The 19,556-nt window shown below is 72.4% G+C and carries 16 protein-coding genes; 12 read left to right on the top strand and 4 right to left on the bottom strand.

What is annotated here, in order from left to right:
* Window positions 1–79 precede the first annotated feature (79 nt).
* The 7 genes from ACIPAE_RS29335 (at window position 80) to ACIPAE_RS29305 (ending at window position 10,688) form a co-directional block, all read left to right on the top strand.
* Window positions 80–1,111 carry an acetylxylan esterase gene (locus ACIPAE_RS29335; RefSeq protein WP_402449201.1) on the top strand — a complete coding sequence of 344 codons (1,032 nt, stop codon included), beginning with the start codon at window positions 80–82 and terminating at the stop codon, window positions 1,109–1,111.
* On the top strand, window positions 1,108–2,529 hold the full coding sequence (locus ACIPAE_RS29330; RefSeq protein ID WP_402449199.1) for an alkaline phosphatase family protein: 1,422 nt from the start codon (window positions 1,108–1,110) through the stop codon (window positions 2,527–2,529). The genes ACIPAE_RS29335 and ACIPAE_RS29330 overlap by 4 nt, the downstream gene beginning before the upstream one ends.
* Before the next feature lie 68 nt (window positions 2,530–2,597).
* Window positions 2,598–3,926, top strand: coding sequence for an ABC transporter substrate-binding protein (locus ACIPAE_RS29325; protein WP_366411194.1), 1,329 nt, complete (start codon window positions 2,598–2,600; stop codon window positions 3,924–3,926).
* A gap of 62 nt (window positions 3,927–3,988) precedes the next feature.
* Window positions 3,989–4,981 carry a carbohydrate ABC transporter permease gene (locus ACIPAE_RS29320; protein ID WP_402449196.1) on the top strand — a complete coding sequence of 331 codons (993 nt, stop codon included), beginning with the start codon at window positions 3,989–3,991 and terminating at the stop codon, window positions 4,979–4,981.
* Between the two features lie 11 nt (window positions 4,982–4,992).
* A complete protein-coding gene (locus ACIPAE_RS29315) occupies window positions 4,993–5,919 on the top strand; it encodes a carbohydrate ABC transporter permease (RefSeq protein ID WP_402449193.1) in 927 nt (308 codons plus the stop codon).
* Between the two features lie 22 nt (window positions 5,920–5,941).
* Window positions 5,942–7,666 carry a family 16 glycosylhydrolase gene (locus ACIPAE_RS29310; protein WP_402449191.1) on the top strand — a complete coding sequence of 575 codons (1,725 nt, stop codon included), beginning with the start codon at window positions 5,942–5,944 and terminating at the stop codon, window positions 7,664–7,666.
* A gap of 475 nt (window positions 7,667–8,141) precedes the next feature.
* Complete coding sequence (locus tag ACIPAE_RS29305) at window positions 8,142–10,688, top strand: CBM35 domain-containing protein (protein WP_402449189.1); 2,547 nt, start codon at window positions 8,142–8,144, stop codon at window positions 10,686–10,688.
* Between the two features lie 171 nt (window positions 10,689–10,859).
* Here the strand turns inward: ACIPAE_RS29305 and ACIPAE_RS29300 are convergent, their stop codons facing one another.
* The gene (locus ACIPAE_RS29300) at window positions 10,860–11,297 is read right to left on the bottom strand and encodes a hypothetical protein (protein WP_329372531.1); all 438 of its coding nucleotides are present in this window, start codon (window positions 11,295–11,297) and stop codon (window positions 10,860–10,862) included.
* Window positions 11,298–11,395: 98 nt separating this feature from the next.
* A complete protein-coding gene (locus tag ACIPAE_RS29295) occupies window positions 11,396–11,971 on the bottom strand; it encodes a TetR/AcrR family transcriptional regulator (RefSeq protein ID WP_402449186.1) in 576 nt (191 codons plus the stop codon).
* A gap of 70 nt (window positions 11,972–12,041) precedes the next feature.
* Here ACIPAE_RS29295 and ACIPAE_RS29290 point away from each other — a divergent pair, with 70 nt between their 5' ends.
* From ACIPAE_RS29290 to ACIPAE_RS29275, 4 genes are all read left to right on the top strand, one after another.
* On the top strand, window positions 12,042–12,935 hold the full coding sequence (locus tag ACIPAE_RS29290; RefSeq protein ID WP_402449184.1) for an NADP-dependent oxidoreductase: 894 nt from the start codon (window positions 12,042–12,044) through the stop codon (window positions 12,933–12,935).
* A gap of 347 nt (window positions 12,936–13,282) precedes the next feature.
* Complete coding sequence (locus tag ACIPAE_RS29285) at window positions 13,283–13,996, top strand: SDR family NAD(P)-dependent oxidoreductase (RefSeq protein WP_402449183.1); 714 nt, start codon at window positions 13,283–13,285, stop codon at window positions 13,994–13,996.
* A 119-nt stretch (window positions 13,997–14,115) separates the two neighbouring features.
* The gene (locus tag ACIPAE_RS29280; protein ID WP_402449182.1) at window positions 14,116–14,877 is read left to right on the top strand and encodes an isocitrate lyase/phosphoenolpyruvate mutase family protein; all 762 of its coding nucleotides are present in this window, start codon (window positions 14,116–14,118) and stop codon (window positions 14,875–14,877) included.
* A gap of 64 nt (window positions 14,878–14,941) precedes the next feature.
* On the top strand, window positions 14,942–15,949 hold the full coding sequence (locus ACIPAE_RS29275; RefSeq protein ID WP_402449180.1) for an RNA polymerase subunit sigma-70: 1,008 nt from the start codon (window positions 14,942–14,944) through the stop codon (window positions 15,947–15,949).
* A gap of 94 nt (window positions 15,950–16,043) precedes the next feature.
* Here the strand turns inward: ACIPAE_RS29275 and ACIPAE_RS29270 are convergent, their stop codons facing one another.
* A complete protein-coding gene (locus ACIPAE_RS29270) occupies window positions 16,044–17,168 on the bottom strand; it encodes a PhlD (RefSeq protein WP_329372543.1) in 1,125 nt (374 codons plus the stop codon).
* 412 nt (window positions 17,169–17,580) lie between these two features.
* On the bottom strand, window positions 17,581–18,441 hold the full coding sequence (locus ACIPAE_RS29265; protein WP_329372544.1) for a hypothetical protein: 861 nt from the start codon (window positions 18,439–18,441) through the stop codon (window positions 17,581–17,583).
* Window positions 18,442–18,926: 485 nt separating this feature from the next.
* Between ACIPAE_RS29265 and ACIPAE_RS29260 the strand changes: the two genes are divergently transcribed.
* Window positions 18,927–19,484 carry a hypothetical protein gene (locus ACIPAE_RS29260; RefSeq protein WP_402449177.1) on the top strand — a complete coding sequence of 186 codons (558 nt, stop codon included), beginning with the start codon at window positions 18,927–18,929 and terminating at the stop codon, window positions 19,482–19,484.
* The last annotated feature ends 72 nt before the right edge of the window (window positions 19,485–19,556 follow it).

The raw sequence follows: 19,556 nt of genomic DNA, 5'->3' as shown, positions 1-19,556 counted from the left end.
GCTCCCCTCCCCAGTACCGACAGTACCGACGTTCCCGGCGCCGCCCGAGACGTGCTCAGCCCGGTGAAAGGCCCCTCCCGTGCCGCTCTTCGACCTCCCACCGTCCGAACTCGCCGGCTACCTCGGCGACCTCCCCGAGCCCGAGGACTTCGACGCCTTCTGGGAGCGGACCATCGCGGCCACCCGCGCGTTTCCGCTGGACCTCGCCCTCGCCAAGGTGGAGACGCCGTGGTGGCTCGTCGACACCTATGACGTCTCCTTCGCGGGATTCGGCGGCGCCCCGATCAAGGCGTGGCTGACCGTGCCGGCCGGGGCGACGGGCCCGCTGCCGGCGGTCGTGCAGTACCACGGGCACACGCGCGGCCGGGGCTTCCCGCACACCGACCTGCTGTGGGCCACGGCCGGATACGCGCACTTCTCGATGGACAACCGGGGCCAGGGCAGCGGCTCCGGCGGGCCCGGCGCCGGCACCCCCGACCCGGACGCGGCGGCGGGACTGCCGCACGCCCCGGGCTACCTGACGCTCGGGATCACCGACCCGGAGACGTTCTTCTACCGCCGCCTCTACACCGACGCCGCCCGCCTGCTCCAGGCCGCCGCGGCCACCGAACTGGTGGACCCGGCCCGGATCATCGTGACCGGCGCCAGCCAGGGCGGCGGGATCGCCCTCGCCGCGGCAGCGCTGGCCGCGCACGTCGACGTGGACCTGCTGGGCGTCGCGGCCGACGTGCCGTACCTGTGCGCCTTCCCCCGCGCGGTCGCCCTGGCCGACCGGCGGCCCTACGACGAGGTGACCGCGTACCTCGCGGCGTGGCGGGACCGGACCGAGACCGTCTACCGCACCCTGTCCTACTTCGACGGCGCGCTGCTCGGCCGGCGCGCGAGCGCCCCCGCCCTGTTCTCGGTCGGGCTGATGGACCGCACCTGCCCGCCCTCGTCGGTGTACGCCGCGTTCAACCGCTACGGCGCGCGCTCCGCGCGTCCGGTCGAGAAGTCGATCAACGTCTACGGACACAACGGCCACGAGGGCGGCGGGGACTACCAGACCGCGGCCCAGGCGGAGTTCTTCGCCCGGCTCGTCCACCAAGCCGCGAGGAGATCCCACGGATGAGCACCCCCCGACCCATAGCGGACCCGACCACCGCGGGCCGGCGCCCGAAGGCGCTGCTGATCGTCGTGGACGGCACCCGCTACGACCGGCTGACGGCCGCCGGCACCCCGGCGATCGACTCGGTCGGTCAGGCCGGCGTGCTGGCCCCCTCCCACATCACCGACACCGCCCTCACGCTGCCGGTGTCCGGCCCCGGCCACGCGAGCCTGCACACCGGGGTCTGGCCGGACAAGCACCTGGTGTTCGACAACGAGTTCGCCGGCCACGACCTCACCCGGTACCCGCCGCTGTTCACGCGGATCGGCCGACTGCGGCCGGACCTGGTGACGTTCAGCAGCGCGGACTGGGCGCCGATCAACGACTTCCTGATCGCGTCGGCCACCACCAGGCTCCAGCCGGAGGAGGGCGACCCGGTCCGCAACGACGCCGCCACCACCCGGGACCTCGTGCACGCCCTGAAGGACCGGGAACTCGACCTGGCCTACGCCTACTTCCACCAGGTCGACGCCACCGGTCACGCCGTCGGGTCCGACTCGGACGCGTACGGCGCCGCGATCGAGCGGGTCGACGGCCACATCGGCGACATCCTCTCCGCCGTGCGGGCCCGCCCGACCCACGCCGAGGAGGACTGGCTGGTCCTGGTCGCCACCGACCACGGCCAGACCGGGGATCTGCACGGCGGCGACGAGGAGACCACCAGGACCGCGTGGATCGCGGCGAGCGCCTCCTGGATCGACACCGGCACCGCCCGCGCCCGCACCTGGCGGCAGGTGGACGTCGTCCCCTCGATCCTGCGGCACTTCGCGATCCCGGTGGACCCCGCATGGGGCCTGGACGGCGTCCCGATCGGCACCCCCGGCCAGGACCCCTTCGACACCGTCGCCGTCCCGGACGGCGCGACCTCGACCGGGCAGCTGCCGGCCGGCTGGTCCCGGCTGGAGCGCACCCCGGACTCCGGCGATCCCGGATACCGGGGCTGGCGGCTGATCCGGCAGCAGGACTGGGCACGCGAGGACGGCGGCCGGGGCCGGGGCTCCTTCGTCCGCAGCCGGGACATGATCGCCGTCGCTGACTCCCGGCGCTGGGGCGGCACCGGCGACTTCGACTCCACCCTCCGCTCGCCGTGGACCCCGGTCACCCCGGGGGCGCGGTTCACGGTGTCGTTCCTGAGTCACTACCGCCTGTGGAACGCCATCCCCGAGTTCGGCGCCACCGTGCACGCCGAGTTCGACGACGGCAGCACCCACCGGCTCTGGCTGCGGCTGCGGCCCGAGTCGCAGCTCAGCACGCCGCTGACGCTCACCGGACACTGCCCCGACGGCGCGGGCCAGGTCCGGATCGCCTGGCGGCTGGTCGACCCCGGCACCCGCGGCTACTGGGCGATCAGCGCGCCCGAGATCGCCGTGGCCACCACCTGAGGCGGCCCCGGCCCCGGCATCTTCCGCACCACCCACTCACACGCCCCATTTCCCCTTGAGGACAGCTCATGCCTGAAACATCTCGACGCGCCTTCGCCGCCGCGGTCACCGCGCTCGCCGCTGGCCCGCTGCTGGCCGGTTGCGGCCGCGTGGTCGGCGGCAGAAAATCCTCCGGCGGCTCCGCCAAGGGCTCCTTCACCTTCTGGTCGAGCTGGAGCGAGGGCGAGCCGCAGCAGAAGGTCCTGGCCCGGCAGATCGCCGCGTTCACCCAGGACACCGGCATCAAGGTCGACGTGCAGTGGGGCGGCCGCGACGTCTTCGCCAAGATCTCGCCGACCCTCAACGCCGGCACCACCCCGTTCGACCTGATCGACGGCGCCCAGCGCAACGTGCGCTCGGTGCTGGTCAGCACGGGCAACGCGCTGTCGCTGAACGACGTGCTCGGCAAGCCCGCCGAGGGTGAGACCCAGCCGCTGTCCGCAGCCGTCAAGCCCGCCTACACCGACCTGGTCACCACCGGCGGCGACACCTGGATGATCCCCTACGAGGTGGCCTCCTCCGGGTTCTGGTTCAACGCCGCCGCCCACCCCGACATCGCCGCCGACCCGCCGAAGACCTGGGACGAGCTGACCGCCCTGTTCCAGAAGGCCAAGGCGGCCGGCCGCGCGCCGATCGCCCAGGACGGCGACATCGCCCTGTACAACCTCTACTACTTCGCCGAACTGGTGGTGAACCAGCTCGGCCCCGGCAAGCTGCGTGCCGCGGCCGGCGACAAGACCGGCGACGCGCTCAAGGACCCGGCGATCCTCGCCGCCGCCCAGCGGATCGAGGAACTGGTCACCCGGCACTACTTCGCGCCCGGCTACAGCAGCAGCAAGTTCCCCGCCCTCCAGCAGAAGTGGGCCGCGGGCAAGGCCGACTTCCTCTACTGCGGCTCCTGGATTCCGTCCGAGACCGCCTCCTACCTGGCACGCGGCTTCAAGCCGGGCTTCTTCCCGATGCCGAACGTCGCCGCGGGCGACGGCGGCAGCCCCGAGGCGTACCTGATCGGCTTCACGGTGCCGAAGAAGGCGGCCCGCGCCACCGAGGCCAAGCAGTTCATCAGCTACTTCATGAACAAGCAGCGGCTGGCCGCCATCGCGACCGACACCGCCAACCTGACCCCGCGCTCGGACATCGCCGCCCCCGCGGTGCTGGCCGGCGTGCAGAAGAACCTGGACGCCGCGACCAAGCCGCTGCACGGGCAGTACGACGGGCTCGTGGACTACCAGAGCGACTGGACCACCAAGGTGCTCGAACCGCTGGTGAACAGCCTCCTGTTCGGCAAGACCTCCGCCAAGGACTTCGCGGCCAAGCTGCCCGAGCGGAGCGCGGCGTACTGGTCCAACAACGGCTGATCCGGCCCCACCGCAGCGGCCGTACGTGCTGCGGGCTCGAACCCCCTTCCGGAGGTACCCCAGTGACAACGACCATCCGCGGCGCCGAGGACCGCCACCGCACCGTCCGGAAGGGGACGGCCGGGAACACCGACCAGGACACCCCGCCCGGACGCTCGGCACCCACGAACCCGCTCGAACGCTCCAAGCGGCGCCTGTTCGGCTGGTTCGTCGTCCCCGCCGCCCTGCTCTACGCCGGGTTCCTGGTCGTCCCGGGCCTGATCACGGTGGGGCTCGCCTTCACCAGGTGGTCCGGCTCCGGGCCGGTCAAGCCGGTCGGCTTCCAGAACTTCCGCATGCTCTTCCACGACCCGACCTTCCGGTCGTCCTTCACCCACACCCTGATCATCCTGTTCGGCGTCGGCGCGGCGACCTTCGTGCTGGCCTTCATGATGATGCTCGCCCTGCGGGACATGCGGGGCCGCAAGTTCATCCGCATGGTGGTGTTCTTCCCGAACATCGCGCCGGGCGTGCTGCTCGCCATCGTGTGGGGATTCCTCTTCCAGCACGACGGCATGATCAACCAGATCCTCGGCTGGAGCGGATTCCACCACCCGCCCCAGTGGCTCGCCGAGGACAACCTGTTCGCCGTCGTCCTGGTCGGCCTGATCTGGATCAACACCGGCTTCTACACCACGATCCTGATGGCCGCCGCGGACCGTATCCCGCCCTACCTGTTCGAGGAGTGCGAGATCAGCGGGGCCAACGCCTGGCAGCGGTTCCGCTATGTCATCCTCCCGCTGACCTGGGACGCGGTCGGGGTCGCGGCGATCCTGTGGGCGATCAGCTCCGTCAAGATCTTCGAGTTCCTCTACGCCTTCGCCGGCGGTGGCGGCTACCTGCCGCCGCTGAAGATCTGGAACACCGCCGTCTACTCCTACTCCGAGGCGTTCGCCTCGGTCGGCACCCCCCGGTACGGAACCGCGGCGGCCTCCTCCGTGGTGACGATGCTGCTCGCCGCCTGTGCCGTCGTCCTGCTCAGCCGCGTCTTCCGCCGTGAGTCGGTGGAACTGTGAGGTCCACCGCCGTGACACCCCGCCAGCCCGCCCGCGCCCGCTTCTCCCGCTCCGCCCGCTTCTCCCGCTCCGCCCGGTCCCCCCGCCCTTCCCGCTCCTTCCCCGCGCTGGTCGGCAGCACCGTCACCACCGCGGTGCGCGCCGCCACCTGGATCATCGCCGGATTCAGCATCTTCGTGGTCCTCTGGATTCTGCTCGCCTCGCTGAAGACCACCGACGAGATCTTCAGCAACCCGCTGTCGCTGCCCCACACCTGGCGATGGGGCAACTTCGCCGACGCCTGGCAGGAGAGCAACTTCGGCGTGGCGCTGGTGAACACCGTCGGGCTGGTCACCGCCACCGCCCTGGGCACCGTACTGTTCGCCGCGCCGGCCGCGTACGCGCTCGCCCGGTTCAAGGTGCGCGGCACCCGGGCCATCTCCCTCGGCTTCGCCCTGGGCCTGGGCGTCCCGGCCCAGATGGTGGTGCTGCCGCTGTACGCGGCGATGAACCAGGCCGGCCTGGTGGACAGCTTCCTCGGGCTGTGGCTGATCTACGTCGGCACCTCGCTGCCGTTCGCCGTGTTCTTCCTGACCAGCTTCTTCGCCTCGCTGCCGCGCGAACTGGAGGAGGCGGCGTCCCTCGACGGCGCCTCACCGCTGCGCACCTTCCGCTCGATCATGTTCCCGCTGGCGCGATCCGGGATCGTCACCCTGCTGATCCTCAACGTCGTCGCCCACTGGAGCGAGACCACCTTCGCGCTGGTCTTCCTGCAGAGCTCGATCAACGACACCCTCCCGCTGGCGCTCATCCAGTTCATGCAGCGCCTCCAGTACACCGGCGCGGACTGGGGCCAGCTCTTCGCCGGGATCGTGATCGTGCTCCTCCCGCTGCTCCTCATCTACATCTGGCTCGGCCGGCGAATCATCGAGGGACTCACCCTCGGCGCCGGAAAGTAACGGAAGGGAGCACCACCCCTCCATGAGATCACCGCTGCGCACCCTCACCACGCGCGCCCTCGCCTTCGCGCTGCTCGGCACCGGCCTCATACCCCTCACCGTCGCCGGCGGCGCCACGCCCGCCACCGCCGCCGACCCGCTGCCCGTCTCCGACCCGACCGGGTCCGGCAACTGGGTCTACTCACCGGCCTACTCCGACGACTTCGGTGCGACCAGCGTGGACACCGCCAAGTGGCAGCCGATGCCGCTCACCTACAGCGACGTGTGGCGCTGGGACGCCGGCGACATCGCCGAGTCCGGCGGCAACCTCTCGCTCAACTCCGAGTACGCGCCGAACGACTCCTTCAACGAGACGCCCGCCGGCTGGCAGACCGTCAGCGCCGACTCGTGGTCGCCGCTCGCCGACTACGTCACCACCACCCAGCACCGCTCGGGCTCCTCGGCGCTGGTGCACTACAACTACTGGAGCTACGACGTCACCACCCGGCAGAAGGTGAGCAGCCTCGCCGACGGCACCTACACCTTCTCGGCCTGGGTGTGGACCGGCGGGGCGAACGACCAGACCCAGTCCCTGGTCGCCGACAACTGCGGCTCCACCAACACCGCGACCTCGCTGTCCATCCCCAGGTCCAACGGCGCGTACACGCTCTACACCCTCAGCGGCATCAAGGTGACCGGCGGGTCGTGCAGCGTCGGGCTCAAGAGCGCCTCAAACCAGAAGGGCTGGACCCGGCTCGACGACGCGAGCTTCACCGCGGACGGCGGCAGCACCAACCTGCTCACCAACCCCGGCTTCGAGACCCGGGTGAACACCCCCTACCAGTCGGGCGGGGTGATCAGCCTCGACACGATCAAGTACGGCTACGTGGAGGCGAGCATCAAGGCGTCCGCCACGGCGTTCCCCGGCACCTGCCCGGCGTTCTGGCTGGAGCACATCGACCCGGTCTGGGGCAACGAGATCGACATCGAGGAGATCGGCCAGAGCACCAGCTCGCCGAAGTGGGTCAGCATGACCGACCACAACTGGAAGTCGCCGACCTCCACGACGCTGACCAGCCACACCGGTGACCACACCGCCGGCAGCAGCCTCAACGGCTCCTTCCACACCTACGGCCTGGAGTGGGGGCCGGGCTACCTCAAGTTCTACGTCGACGGGGTGCTCGCCCGCACGTACGACAACACCGACTACAACCAGACCGGCATGAACATCATCCTGTCCCAGGGCATCCGCTCGCCGTACACCTCCAGCCCCACGGCGACCGGGTTCCCCGCCACCAGCCAGATCGGCTACGTGCACGTGTGGAAGAAGGCGGACATGGAAGTGGACGACGCCGACATGGTCCGCGGCGCCACCGCCACCCCGCAGGTGCCCGGCGACGGCCAGGGCGAGGACCTCTTCCGCTACGGCGGGACGTGGGCGCAGAACAGCGACAGTTCGGCCTACACCTCCACCACCCACACCTCCTCCTCGGCCGGGGCGACCTCGACCGTCGAGTTCTACGGCACCGGCGTCTCGCTGGTCGGGGCCACCGGCCCCGCGCAGGGGCAGGCCGAGGTCTCCGTCGACGGCGGAACTCCCGTCGGCATCGACGAGTACGCGGCCACCGCCGCGGCGCAGCAGACCGTCTTCAGCAGCACCGGCCTGAGCGCAGGGCACCACACGCTGACCCTCACGGTCAGCGGCACGTCCCGGTCGGCCTCGACCGGGACCGCGGTCAGCGTCGACGCGGCGCACGTGCTCAACTGACCTTCGGAGCACGCCTCCCGGCCACCACCGGGGAGGTGCACCAGGGCCGCCCCTTCCCGTCGGAGGGGGGCGGCCCTGTTCCGTGGCGGCTGAGGCAGCGGTTCCATACATGAATTCAGGTCGGTTCATTGAACGTCGAGATGCCAAGACGTCGCTCTGGACTGCGAGTTGAGGTCACTCCCTGATCCGTGCTTCACATGAGTGAACCAATGTGGGGAAGTGTTTCCTCGTCTTGAGTCTTGACCTCAAAAGCGACACCACTGCACACTGAGCGTCATCCCCTCACCGGGCGCACCGCATCTTCACGCAGCGGACGGGCCGTTGCCGCGCTCCGGTGCCGCGTTCACGGCGTACGACCTTCGCGTGACCTTCACGCGCGTCTTCCTCAGCACCTCACCAGCACCTCAGCGAAACACGGCCGCCTGCCCCCACCGCGCGCGTTCCGCTGCCCGCAACGAGACGAGGAGCACCCCCCATGACCGGTTTCAGTCGTCGCGTCTTCCTCAGGGCCACCGGTGTCGGCTCCGCCGCGCTGGCCCTTCCCCTGGCGGGAGCGGTCGGGCGGGCGAGCGCGAGCAGCGCGGCACCGTCGAGGCCGGCGGTGCTGCGCGGAACCGTGAACGCGTCCGGCACGTGGCAGGTGACGGCGAGCGTGCTGGGGTGGACGTTCAGCGGTTCGCTCGGCTCGGCGGCGACCGGGATCGCCACCCGCTCGGGGTCGGACGCGCTGGGCGGCTACACGGAGACGACGTTCACGTTCCGCTCGGGTGCGCGGAAGGGCGGTATCCGGGTCTACGACGGTGCGTCGGCGGTGGTCTTCACGGACACCTACGTGACGGCCGCGGCGAACGCGGGGCCGTTTCCGACGTTCACCGGATACCCGCGGCTGGCCCACCAGTTGAGCCACCGTGACTGCTTCGGGCGGGCGCAGTTCAACACGTTCGAGGGCGCGTCGGACAGTCCCTGGGTGTTCTTCGACGACGCGGGAGACACGTTCGTGGTCTCGGCCGCGAACCACTTCCAGGAGGCGCAGACCTCGCAGGGCGCGGACGGGTCGATCGCGGCGGGGGTGCTCGGCTCGATCGGGACGCTGCCGGCCGGGTACTCGCGGCAGACGGTCCTGTCGGTGAAGGCGGGGGTGGGGGCGGCGTACCGGGCGTGGGGCTCCGCGGTGCGGACCCTCGCGGGCAAGTCCGTGCCGGCCAGTGACACCGGGGTGGTGCTGAGCACGCTGGGGTACTGGACGGACAACGGCGCGGACTACTACTACACGTTCGACCAGGCCAAGGGGTACACGGGCACGCTGCTGGCGGTGCGGGACGAGTGGGCGGCGCAGAACATCCCGATGGGCTACATGCAGTTGGACAGCTGGTGGTATCCCAAGGGCCCGGACGGGAAGTGGGACGACCTGCCGGACGGCACGTCGCTGTACGAGGCGGACCAGGAGCTGTTCCCGGACGGACTGGCCGCCTTCCAGCAGGAGTTGGGGATGCCGTTGGTGACGCACGCGCGGTGGATGGACCAGTCCAGCCCGTACCACGGCCAGTACCGGTTCTCCGACAACGTCGTCATCGATCCGGCGTACTGGCAGAGCGTCATGGCCTACCTGCGGGAGGGGGGAGTGGTCGTCTACGAGCAGGACTGGCTGTGCAACAACGCCAAGCCCGCGGAGAACCTCACCGACGCCGACGCCTTCTTCGACAACATGGCGCACCAGGCCGCCGGGAACGGGATGGACCTGCAGTACTGCATGGCCCTGCCGCGCGACTACCTGCAGAGCGTCCGCTACCAGAACCTGACCACGATCCGGGTCTCGGACGACCGGTTCGACCGGCCGAAGTGGGACGAGTTCCTGTACGACTCGCAGTTCGCGGGGGCGTTGGGGATCTGGCCGTGGGCCGATGTCTTCCTCAGCGGGGAGATCGACAACCTGCTGCTGGCGAACCTGTCGGCCGGGCCGGTCGGTGTCGGCGACGCGCTGGGCAAGGTCGACGCCGGCCACCTGCGCCAGGTCGCCCGCGCGGACGGGATCATCGTCAAGCCCGACACGCCGATCGTGCCCACCGACGCCACCTACGTCGCCGAAGCGGCCGGGAAACTCCCCCCGATGGTCGCGGCGACCCACGTCCAGCACGCCGGCGGCCTGGGGTACGGATACGTCTTCGCCTACGCCCGCCAGACCCCCACCCCCCAGCAGCTCTACCAGGCCGAGGACGCCACGCTGTCGGGGGCGGTCGTCGGCAGCGACGAGGACGGCTACACCGGCACCGGCTACGCCGACTACCAGAACGCCGCCGGCGACTACGTCCAGTGGACCGTCCAAGCCGCCGCGGCCGGCACCTACACCCTCCAATTCCGCTACGCCAACGCCTCGTTCACCGACCGCCCGCTGGCGATCAGCGTCAACGGGGGTGCGTCGCGGGCGCTGTCGTTCCCCTCGACGGAGTGGTGGACGAACTGGACCGTGGTCGGGCTGACCGTGACCCTGGCCAAGGGCGCCAACACCGTACGGGCGACCGCGACCGGCGCCAGCGGGGGGAACATCGACTGGCTCGGCGTCACCCCCGGCACGATCCCCACCGGCCCCGTCCAGACCGCGTCCTTCACCCTCGCCGAACTCGGCATCTCCACGGCCGCGTACGCCTACGACTACTACGCCGGCACCGGCGCGCTCATCTCCGCGGGTGGCAAGGTGAGTTCCACGGTGACCAGCGGAACGTACTGGGTGGTGGCCCCGGTCGGCCGGTCCGGGATCGCGTTCCTGGGCGACGCGGGGAAGTTCGTCGCGCACGGCGACAAGCGCATCCCGCACCTGAGCGACGACGGAAGCGTCCACACCACGGTCGCCTTCGCCGCGGGCGAGGGGCCGGTCACCTTGCACGGCCACGCGTCCCGCAAGCCGACCGCCACCGCCACGACCGGAAGCGTCGGCACCGTCACCTACACGGCGTCGACCGGCATCTTCACGGTCACCGTCACCGCGGGCGCGGGCAACCAGGCCGTCGTCACCCTCGCCCCCTGACCGCCGCCGGCCTCTCGGACGCGCCGCACCCGAACGACGGCGGCTACCGCAACCCGCACTCCGGCCGCTGCCTGGACGACCCCGGCTCGTCCACCGTGGACAACACCGGCGCGCAGAAGTGGACCACGCTGTTGGCGATCTGATCCCGCGTCGCCCCGGCACCGGTCCAGGTCAGTAGGGATTCCCGATGTGCCAGCCCGCGGCGATCAGCTCCGCCACGGGCGGGTACTCCGTCGGCTCCTTCCTCGGGTGGCGCCACATGATCAGCCGGGCCGGGACCAGGACGACCAGCAGCGCGGCGGCCATGAACCCGGCGACGACCAGCGCGCTGTAGTGATGGACGACCAGCGCGGCGATGGCGCCTGCCGCCGCGAGGAACCCGACGAACCCGCCGCCGATCCTCAGCACCGAGTGGTACGTCGCGTAGGCGAGGTTGATCCGCCGGCAGCGCGGGCAGCGGGGCACCGACACCTCCCGGGACCGCCACTCGTAGTGGTGCCCCACGACGACCCAGCTCCTGCGCACGTCACGGCTCAGGCGCACCCGGTGCGCGGCAAGCGGGTGCGCGGGCCTGGCCCGGCAGTTCCAGCACACCGACGCGTCACTCATCGCCCCTCCGAAGCCGCCACCGCGGTAGGCGCGGTACCCCGATTGTGCCGCCGGCCCGCGGGAGGGGTCCCGCCCGCGCGGCCCGTTCTGGGGGGAGGCTACGGGCTGGTGACCTTCCAGGCCGCCTCGATCATCCGGAAGATCTCGTCCACCGCGGCCTGCGGGTCGGCCTCCTCGCGGGCCACCGCGTAGGCGTCGATCGCGAACCGTGCGAGCGTCCGGCAGGCCGTCGTGCTCTGCGGCAGGTCGGGGTCGGCGGCGATGGCCGTCGCCAGCGCCTCCGCGTGGCGCAGCCGCATCGACTCCTCGTACTCCCGCAGGGCGGGGGTCTCGTCGATCATCCGCCAGATCGGGGCGGCGCTGTCCGCCGTGCAGTGCCGGACCATGGCCTGGATCTCGCGGTGCAGTGCGGGGATCAGCGGCTCGTCCGGCGCGCGGCCGGTGACCGCCTGGGCCAGGCGCTGCTCGAAGTTCTCGTCCTGCTCGAAGATCAGGGCCTCCTTCGAGGCGAAGTGGGAGAAGAGCGTGGTGACGGCGACGTCGGCCTCGGCGGCCACGTCGCGGATGCCCACCGCGTCGTATCCGCGATCCAGGAAGAGCCGCAGGGCGGTGTCGGCGATCTTCCGGCGGGTCGCGGCCTTCTTGCGTGCACGGCGTCCGGGCTCCACGGTCATGCGCTCACGCTACCAGATACGAAACTGAAGCTGTTTCTAAAAGCTAACGGTTAGTGTTACGGTCGCCGGCATGAAGAAAGTGAGCTTCGCCGAGTTCGGCGGTCCGGACGTCCTGCACCTCATCGACGCCGAGGAGCCCCACGCGGGCCCCGGCCGGATACGCGTCGCCGTACGGGCGGCGGGCGTGAACCCCGTCGACTGGCGGCTCCGGGAAGGCCAGGTCCTGGGGGCCCATCCGATCCGGTTGCCCGCCGGAGTCGGGCTGGACGCCGCCGGGGTGGTGGACGAGGTCGGCGCGGGCGTCGAAGGGGTCGAGGTCGGCGACCGGGTGTTCGGCGAAGGCACCGACACCTACGCCGAGTTCACCGTGCTGTCGGCCTGGGCCCGGATGCCCGAGGGCCTGACGTTCGAGGAGGCGGCCGGGTACCCCTCCGTGGTGGAGACCGCGCTGCGCATCCTCCGCGAGGTCGGGGTGCGGTCCGGGCAGACGCTGCTGGCCAGCGGCGCGGCCGGGGGAGTCGGATCGGCGGTGCTGCAGATCGCCCGCGACCGCGGCATCACGGTGATCGGCACGGCCGGCGCCGCGAACCAGGAGTACCTGCGGAGTCTGGGCGCCCTCGCCACGACCTACGGCGAGGGCTGGGTCGAGCGGGTGCGCCGGCTCGGCCGGGTCGACGCGGCGCTCGACCTGGCCGGCTCGGGCGTGATCCGCGAACTCGTCGAGCTGACCGGCGATCCGCGGAAGGTGGTCTCCATCGCGGACCTCGGTGCGCCGGAGTTCGGCGTGCGCTTCTCCGGCGTGGCCGGGAGTGTGCCGGACGCGCTCGCCGTGGCCGCCGACCTCATCACGCGGGGCAGGCTGCACATCCCCGTCGAGAGGGCCTACCCGCTCGCCGAGGCCGCGACCGCCCACGTCGACAGCCAGGCGGGCCACACCCGCGGGCGCCGCGTCCTGGTCGTCTGAGCCGCTGCCCGCGCGGGGCGGAGCGCAGCGGTGGCAGGTCGGCGGCACCACGGACGGGCGCCCCACCCCCCCAGTGGCCCCGCCTCGAAGCGGGGCACCGCGACGACCTCGGCGGCTCCTGACGGCCACGGCACCCCTCGCTCCGCCCCGGACGAGGGGTGCCGCACACCGGTGACCAGGTGGAACGCCCCACGCGAGCCGGACTCTCCCGCCGACCGATCACCGGGTGCCGCGCGGCGCGTCATACAAGTGACGCCGATGTCGTACGCGAGCGAGCATCGCGACGGCTGACCGGCGCCGCTCAGCCGTGAACACCACGGAGCCGTGCACACCACAGAGAGCTGGCCATGTCACTCACAGGCAAGACCGTCCTGATCACCGGCGCCAATCGCGGTATCGGCGAGGCCCTGGTCCGCGAGGCCCTCCGCCGCGACGCCCAGCACGTGTACGCGGGCACCCGCCGACCGCTCACCCCTCCCGACAGCCGGGTCACGCCGCTGACGCTCGACGTGACCGACACCGAGCAGGTGCGGGCCGCCGCCCGGAGCGTCGACTCCCTCGACCTCCTCGTCAACAACGCCGGCCTGGCACTGCACGACGACCTGACCGATCCCGACCTCCTGGAACGGCACTTCGCCGTGAACCTCTTCGGCACCCACCGAGTGACCCAGGAGTTCCTGCCGGCGCTGGTCACCTCCGGTGGATCGGTGGTCAACGTGCTCTCGGTGGCGGTGCTGGCCGCACTGCCGGTGCTCCCTTCCTACTCCGTCTCCAAGGCCGCCGCGTTCTCCATGACCCAGTCCCTGCGCGCCCTGCTGGCGAGTCGTGGGGTCAGCGTGCACGCGGTGCTCACCGGTCCGGTGGACACCGACATGTCGCGGGACCTGCCGATCGCCAAGGCGTCGCCCGGCGCCGTCGCGCGCGCGATCTTCGACGGAGTGGCCGCCGGAGAGGAGGAGATCTTCCCCGATCCCCTGACCGAGCCGCTCGCCGCGGGCTGGCGCTCCGGCGCCGTCAAGGAACTCGAACGGGCGAACGCCGCACTGCTGGGCGCGCCGTAGGGACGCGAGTCCCCAGTGGGGACACGCAGTTGGACCTGTGTGCGCCGGTTCGTCCCGGCGCGCCCGCGAGGAGCTCACCGCCTTCGCGACGTGATGTGCTGTGAAAGAGGAGGAAGTTGATGACCGTTCAGGTGGCGACGCTGAAAGCCCGCGCGGAAAGGCTGCGCGCGCTGCACACGGGCGAGCTCCTGGTACTGCCCAACGTGTGGGACGCGGGGAGCGCCGCGGTCGTGGCGGAGGCGGGATTCCCCGCGGTGGCCACCGCCAGCGCGGCCGTCTCGGCGACGCTCGGCCATCCCGATGGCGAGCGCGCGCCGTGGCAGGAGATGTTCGCCGCGGCCGGGCGGATCAGCCGCGCGGTGGAGGTCCCCGTGACGGTGGACGCGGAGGCTGGATACGGCATGCGGCCACGGGAGTTGGTGGACCGGCTGCTGGACACCGGCGCGGTCGGCTGCAACCTGGAGGACACCGACCACCGGCAGGGCGGCCTCGCCGACGCCGGTGCCCAGGCGCAGTGGCTCGCGGATGTCCGCGCCGCCGCCGACGACGCGGGGGTCCCGATCGTCATCAACGCCCGCGTCGACACGTTCCTGCCCGTGAGCAAGCTGACCGGGCAGGCGCGGGTCACCGAGGCCGTACGACGCGGCCGGCTCTACCTGGAAGCCGGCGCCGACTGCGTCTACCCCATCGGGGTGCGCGACAGGGACGACATCGCCGCCCTCGTCAGCGGGCTCCCGGGCCCGGTCAACGGCAACACCGGTGAGGGCCTCGACCTGGCGGCGCTGCGCGAACTGGGCGTGGCACGGGTGTCGTACGGCCCCCGCTTCTACCGCGCGGCCCTGGCCGATCTGAAGACCGCGGTGGAGAAGCTGCTGGTGTGATCGCGCGCCGCGGGGAGGTGCGGACCCACCGATGAGTCCGCACCTCCCCGCGCGTCATACCTGTGTGGAGCAACCAGATGTCGACGCCGCGCGCGCCGGGAGCGCAGACGCCTTCGAGCGGCTGGCCGAACCGTACCGCCGCGAGCTGCAGGTGCACTGCTACCGCATGCTCGGCACCATCGAGGACGCCGAGGACGCCGTCCAGGAGACCTACCTGCGCGCGTGGCGGCGGCTGGACAGCTATGCCGGGAGCGCGCCGTTCCGGGCCTGGCTGTACGGCATCGCCACCCACGCGTGCCTGGACGCGCTCCGCCGGCGGAAGGCGCGGGTCTGGCCCACCGACGTCTCCCCGCCGGGCGATCCGCGCCGGGGGCCCGCCCCGCCGGTCGAACTGCCGTGGCTGCAGCCCTATCCCGACCGGCTGCTCGAAGCGGCCGCGCCCGCCGAGGACGAGCCGGAAGCGTTCGTGACCGCGAAGGAGACGATCGAGCTGGCGTTTCTGGCGGCGATCCAACGCCTTCCGCCGCGCCAGCGAGCCGTCCTGGTGCTGCGTGACGTCCTGGACTGGTCGGCCAAGGACACCGCGCTCGTGCTCGGCTTCACCCGGGCGGCGGTGAACAGCGCGCTGGCGCGGGCGCGGGCGACCCTGGCCGACCACCTGCCCGCCGGCCGCGGCGAATGGACCCGGCGCTCCAGCGCGGCCGAGGAAGGCATGCTCCGGCGACTCGTCGCCGCATGGGAGTCGTCGGACGTCACCGCGCTGGTGGCACTCCTGCGCGCCGACGCGCGACTGGTCATGCCGCCGAGGCTGTCGTGGTTCTCCGGGCGGCCGGACATCGAAGTGTTCCTGCGCGAGCACGTGTTCGGCGTGATGGGCGACGGGTGGCGGCTCCGGCCCACCAGGGCGAACCGTCAACCGGCGTTCGCGCTCTACTGGCGGGCGCCGGGCGAGGTGGAACACCGGCCCTTCGGCATCGGCGTGCTCTCCGTCGAGGACCGGCACATCACCGAACTCGCCGTGTTCATCCAGCCGGACCCGTTCCGGCACTTCGCGCTCCCGGCCCGGCCCTGACGGACGACGCGGGGGAGGGGGACGCGCGGGGAGGGCACGGGGGAGGTGGCGACGCGCGGGGAGGGGTGGGGCCCGCCCCGCGCGTCGTGCCGGCTCAGACCGCCGGGGACTCGTCGGGGACGTCGAGGAATATCGCGTCGGCGACGAAACCGGGGCCGTAGCTCACCAGCGCGCCTGGGCCCCGCGCCGGGCCCTCCTCCAGGGTGCGGCGCAGGACGTCGAGCACGGCGCCGCCGCCGAGGTTGCCGCCGGTGAGGGAGTCCACGGAGTGCCGGCCGGCCTCCGGCGGGAGGCCGAGGGCGTCGACGGTGTCGGTGATGATCCCCGGTCCGCCCGGGTGCACCACCGCCCACTCCACGCGCCTGCCGTCCAGCCACTTCACCAGGTGGGGCATGGACTCGCGGGCGCCCTTGGTGGCGTCCCGGTTGGACTCGAACGTGATCCGTCCCGCGCCCGGCACCCCGGCGGGGTGAAGCTCGCCCCAGTAGGGACTCTCGCCGGGCTGCAGCCACTCCCAGCTGTCGACGTCCGCGATCAGGCCGCCGCCCGCGGCGACCAGCCGGCGCGCGGATTCCTCCTGCCCGGGCCCGGCGCCGGCCATGACGGTGGCGGCGGCGGAGTCCCCGAACAGCGCCCCGTAGAGCACCCCGGTCCTGGTCGGCTCGCGCCAGGGCATGTGCAGGATCGACAGTGCCTCGCCCGCGACGACCAGGACCACACCGTCGGGCCGGTCGGCCAGATACCGCTTGGCCTGGATCAGGCTGTGCGCGCCGCCCGCGCAGGCCAGGGTGGCGGCCGGCACCCGCGCCACGTCCCGGCGCAGGCCGAGCCGGTTGACCAGGGCGACGTCGAGCTGCGGAATCGTCCAGCTCGTGGTGTGGGTCGTCACCACGCAGTCGACGTCCTCCGGCGCCAGCCCGGCCGCCTCCAGCGCCTGGAGCGAGGCCGTCGCCGCCATGTCCACCACCGCGGCGAACGCCTCGGCGTAGACCGTGCGGGAATCGCGCTCCCCGTCGCCGACGACGTCCAGCGGCGCCACCCACGGCCGCGACGTGACGCCTGTCGAGCGCACCATCCGCAAGGCGGCGGCGAGCCGCCGGCGCCGCTCCGGCGGCTGGGTCTCCAGCGGCCACCTCTCCAGCCAGTCCGCCTCGATGGCATCGGTCGACACCTCGTACGGCGCCCGCACCACCACCGGCTTGGTCACTGCCACTCGCATGCCGCCCCCTGCTTCCTCGGTCGAAAGGTCCGGTAAGGCCCGGTATGACCGGGTTGGATTCATCGTGCCGGACGTCCGGGTCCTGGAGGCCAGGATGCCGCAGTGAGGGCCGCCACATCCCGGATCGCCCGCAGGAACTCGGGGCGGTGGCCCGCACTGTGACGAACGCCTCCCGGCGAGGGGAGTCCTGACGGTGGGCTCGCCGGCGGTGGGTTCCGCGACGAACGGCTCCCGACGAACGGCTCCACGGCGTACGGCTTCGCGGTGTGCGGCCCCCCGGCGTACGGCTTGTGGGCTTACGGTTCCGCGACGAGCGCGCCTGGACGAACGGCTCCCCGGCATACGGCTCCTGGCAAGCGGCTTCCCGGCGAAGGCGATCGGCGCGAACCCGCCCCCCTCTCCCGCCCCGCCGCTATCCGGCCTCGCGCGTCGCCGGCTCCGGCAGGTCCGGCAGTTCCGGCAGTTGCGGGGTGACGTCGGGGGCCGGGACCCCGACCACCAGCCGGAGGTCCGGCCTGCTGACGGGCACCAGCGCCGTGACGGTGATCTCGACGGCGCCGTCGGTGTACGGCCGCCACGGCGGCATGACCATGGGGCGGGTGGTCCCGTAGGCGCGCGGCTGGCTCTCCGCGGTGGCGCGCCAGATGCGGTCGACCACCGGGTCACCGGTCACCAGCCGGTCGACGAGCCCGTGCAGCGCCGCGTTGTCGGGGGACTGGATCAACTCCCGTCTCAGCTGGGCCAGCAGCAGCGGGGCCCATCGGGTCTCCCAGTCGGCGCACTGCGCGCGGCCGGGGCCCCGCAGCAGCGAGACCATGACGTTGGTGCCCGTGTCGGCCATCCACGGCCAGTTGCCCAGGGCGCGCCGGTTGGCGGCGAGCACCTCGTAGTCGGCGGAGCACCAGTAGGCGCCGTGCTCCTCGCGGTCGAGCACCGACAGCAGGTCCGGCGGCACCCCGGCGTCACTGGGGGGCGTGCGCGGCGGGGGTTTGCGGCACCACAGGTACAGCAGCTCCGTCTCGTCCGCGGACAGGTGCAGTACCTGGGCGATGGCCTCGATCAGCGCGGCGCTCACACCGTGCGCGGTGCCGCGCTCGATCCGGCGGTAGTGGCGCTCGTCGGTGTGGACCAGGCGGGACATGAGGGCCACCGTCAACCGTTCCGGAAGCGGCTTCAGCCCGGCCGCCTCGGGCAGGTCCCGAGGGTGGATACGTGCCCGCCAGGTCGGCAGCAGGTCCGTGCCGAGCCGCGGACGCTGACCCGGGTCCGCCATCCGGCACCCCCTGACGTCGCTGGCCCGTGACACGCCTGTTCGCCACCATAAGTGACATTCCGTGCCGGTGCCTGGTGGCGGCCCGACCCGGGTCGGCGGCGGACCCGGGTCTGCCGCCGACCCGGGTCACGTTCGACCCTTCCGGCCGCCGCCCGCAGGGTCTCCCCTGGAAGCATGGACACCACGACGCATACCGGGCACAGCCGGCGGGACGCCGTCCCGTACGAGGCGCACGTCCCGGGCATCGGCGGCCCGCCGCCGGCCCGCCGGGCGTGCGACGGCATGCGGCGGCCCGGAGCCGGACCCGCCCGGCGGCCGGCACCCTTCGGCGGCGCCCCCCGGTCCCTCCGATCCGCCCGGTCCCTCCGATCTCCCCGGTCCCTCCGATCCCCCCGGTCCGTCCCGTCGGCCCGGTCGGTCCCGTCGGCGGGGGAGTCCGTGCCCGCCCCGCCGCCCGGCCCGGCGCCGCGCACGGAGGTCCTGAGGTGACCCTCCCGACCCCCTGCTGGCAGACACCCATCCGCCCCGCCCCCACCCGCGACGCCGTCGTGCTCACCGATCCGGACACGACGCTGCCGATCGCCCCGACCCTGCGCGCGGCGGGCATGACCGTGGCCGCCGCCACGGTGCCCGCCCTCCGCGGCGACCCCTACCGCGAGGCGATGGCCGCGCTCGACCGCGCGCCGCTGATCATCTCCGCGTGGTCGCATCCCGCCGTGAACCGCGCCACCAGCGCCCTGGTCGCGGCCCACGTCGCCGAGCGGTCCGCCACTCCCGGGACCGGGCCGGTGTGGATACGCCTGTCCCGCAACCCCCTCACGCCGGCCCCGCCCTCCACCGTCCACATCCCGCTGGACCGGTGCGGCGCGCTGGCGCCCGAGGCCCACGACGCGCTCCTGGACCTCGCCGCGAGCGACCTCGCCCGGCAGGTGCCCGGCGCGGCGCTCGCCGCCAGGCACTTCCTCACCGCCTTCGCCCGTACCCGCCGCGGCACCCTCACCCCGCCCCTGGCGATCCCCACGGCGGCGGAGCCCCTGTTCTGAGGCGGGCGGAGCCGCGGTGTGCTGGCCGACCCGGCCGAGCGCGCCCGCTGATCGGCTCGGCCGCGGCCGAGC

The sequence above is a fragment of the Streptomyces sp. NPDC087270 genome, assembly GCF_044744625.1.
Lineage (GTDB): Bacteria > Actinomycetota > Actinomycetes > Streptomycetales > Streptomycetaceae > Actinacidiphila.
The sequence above is the reverse complement of the archived record's forward strand: the minus strand, read 5'-3'. Positions and strand labels throughout refer to the sequence as shown.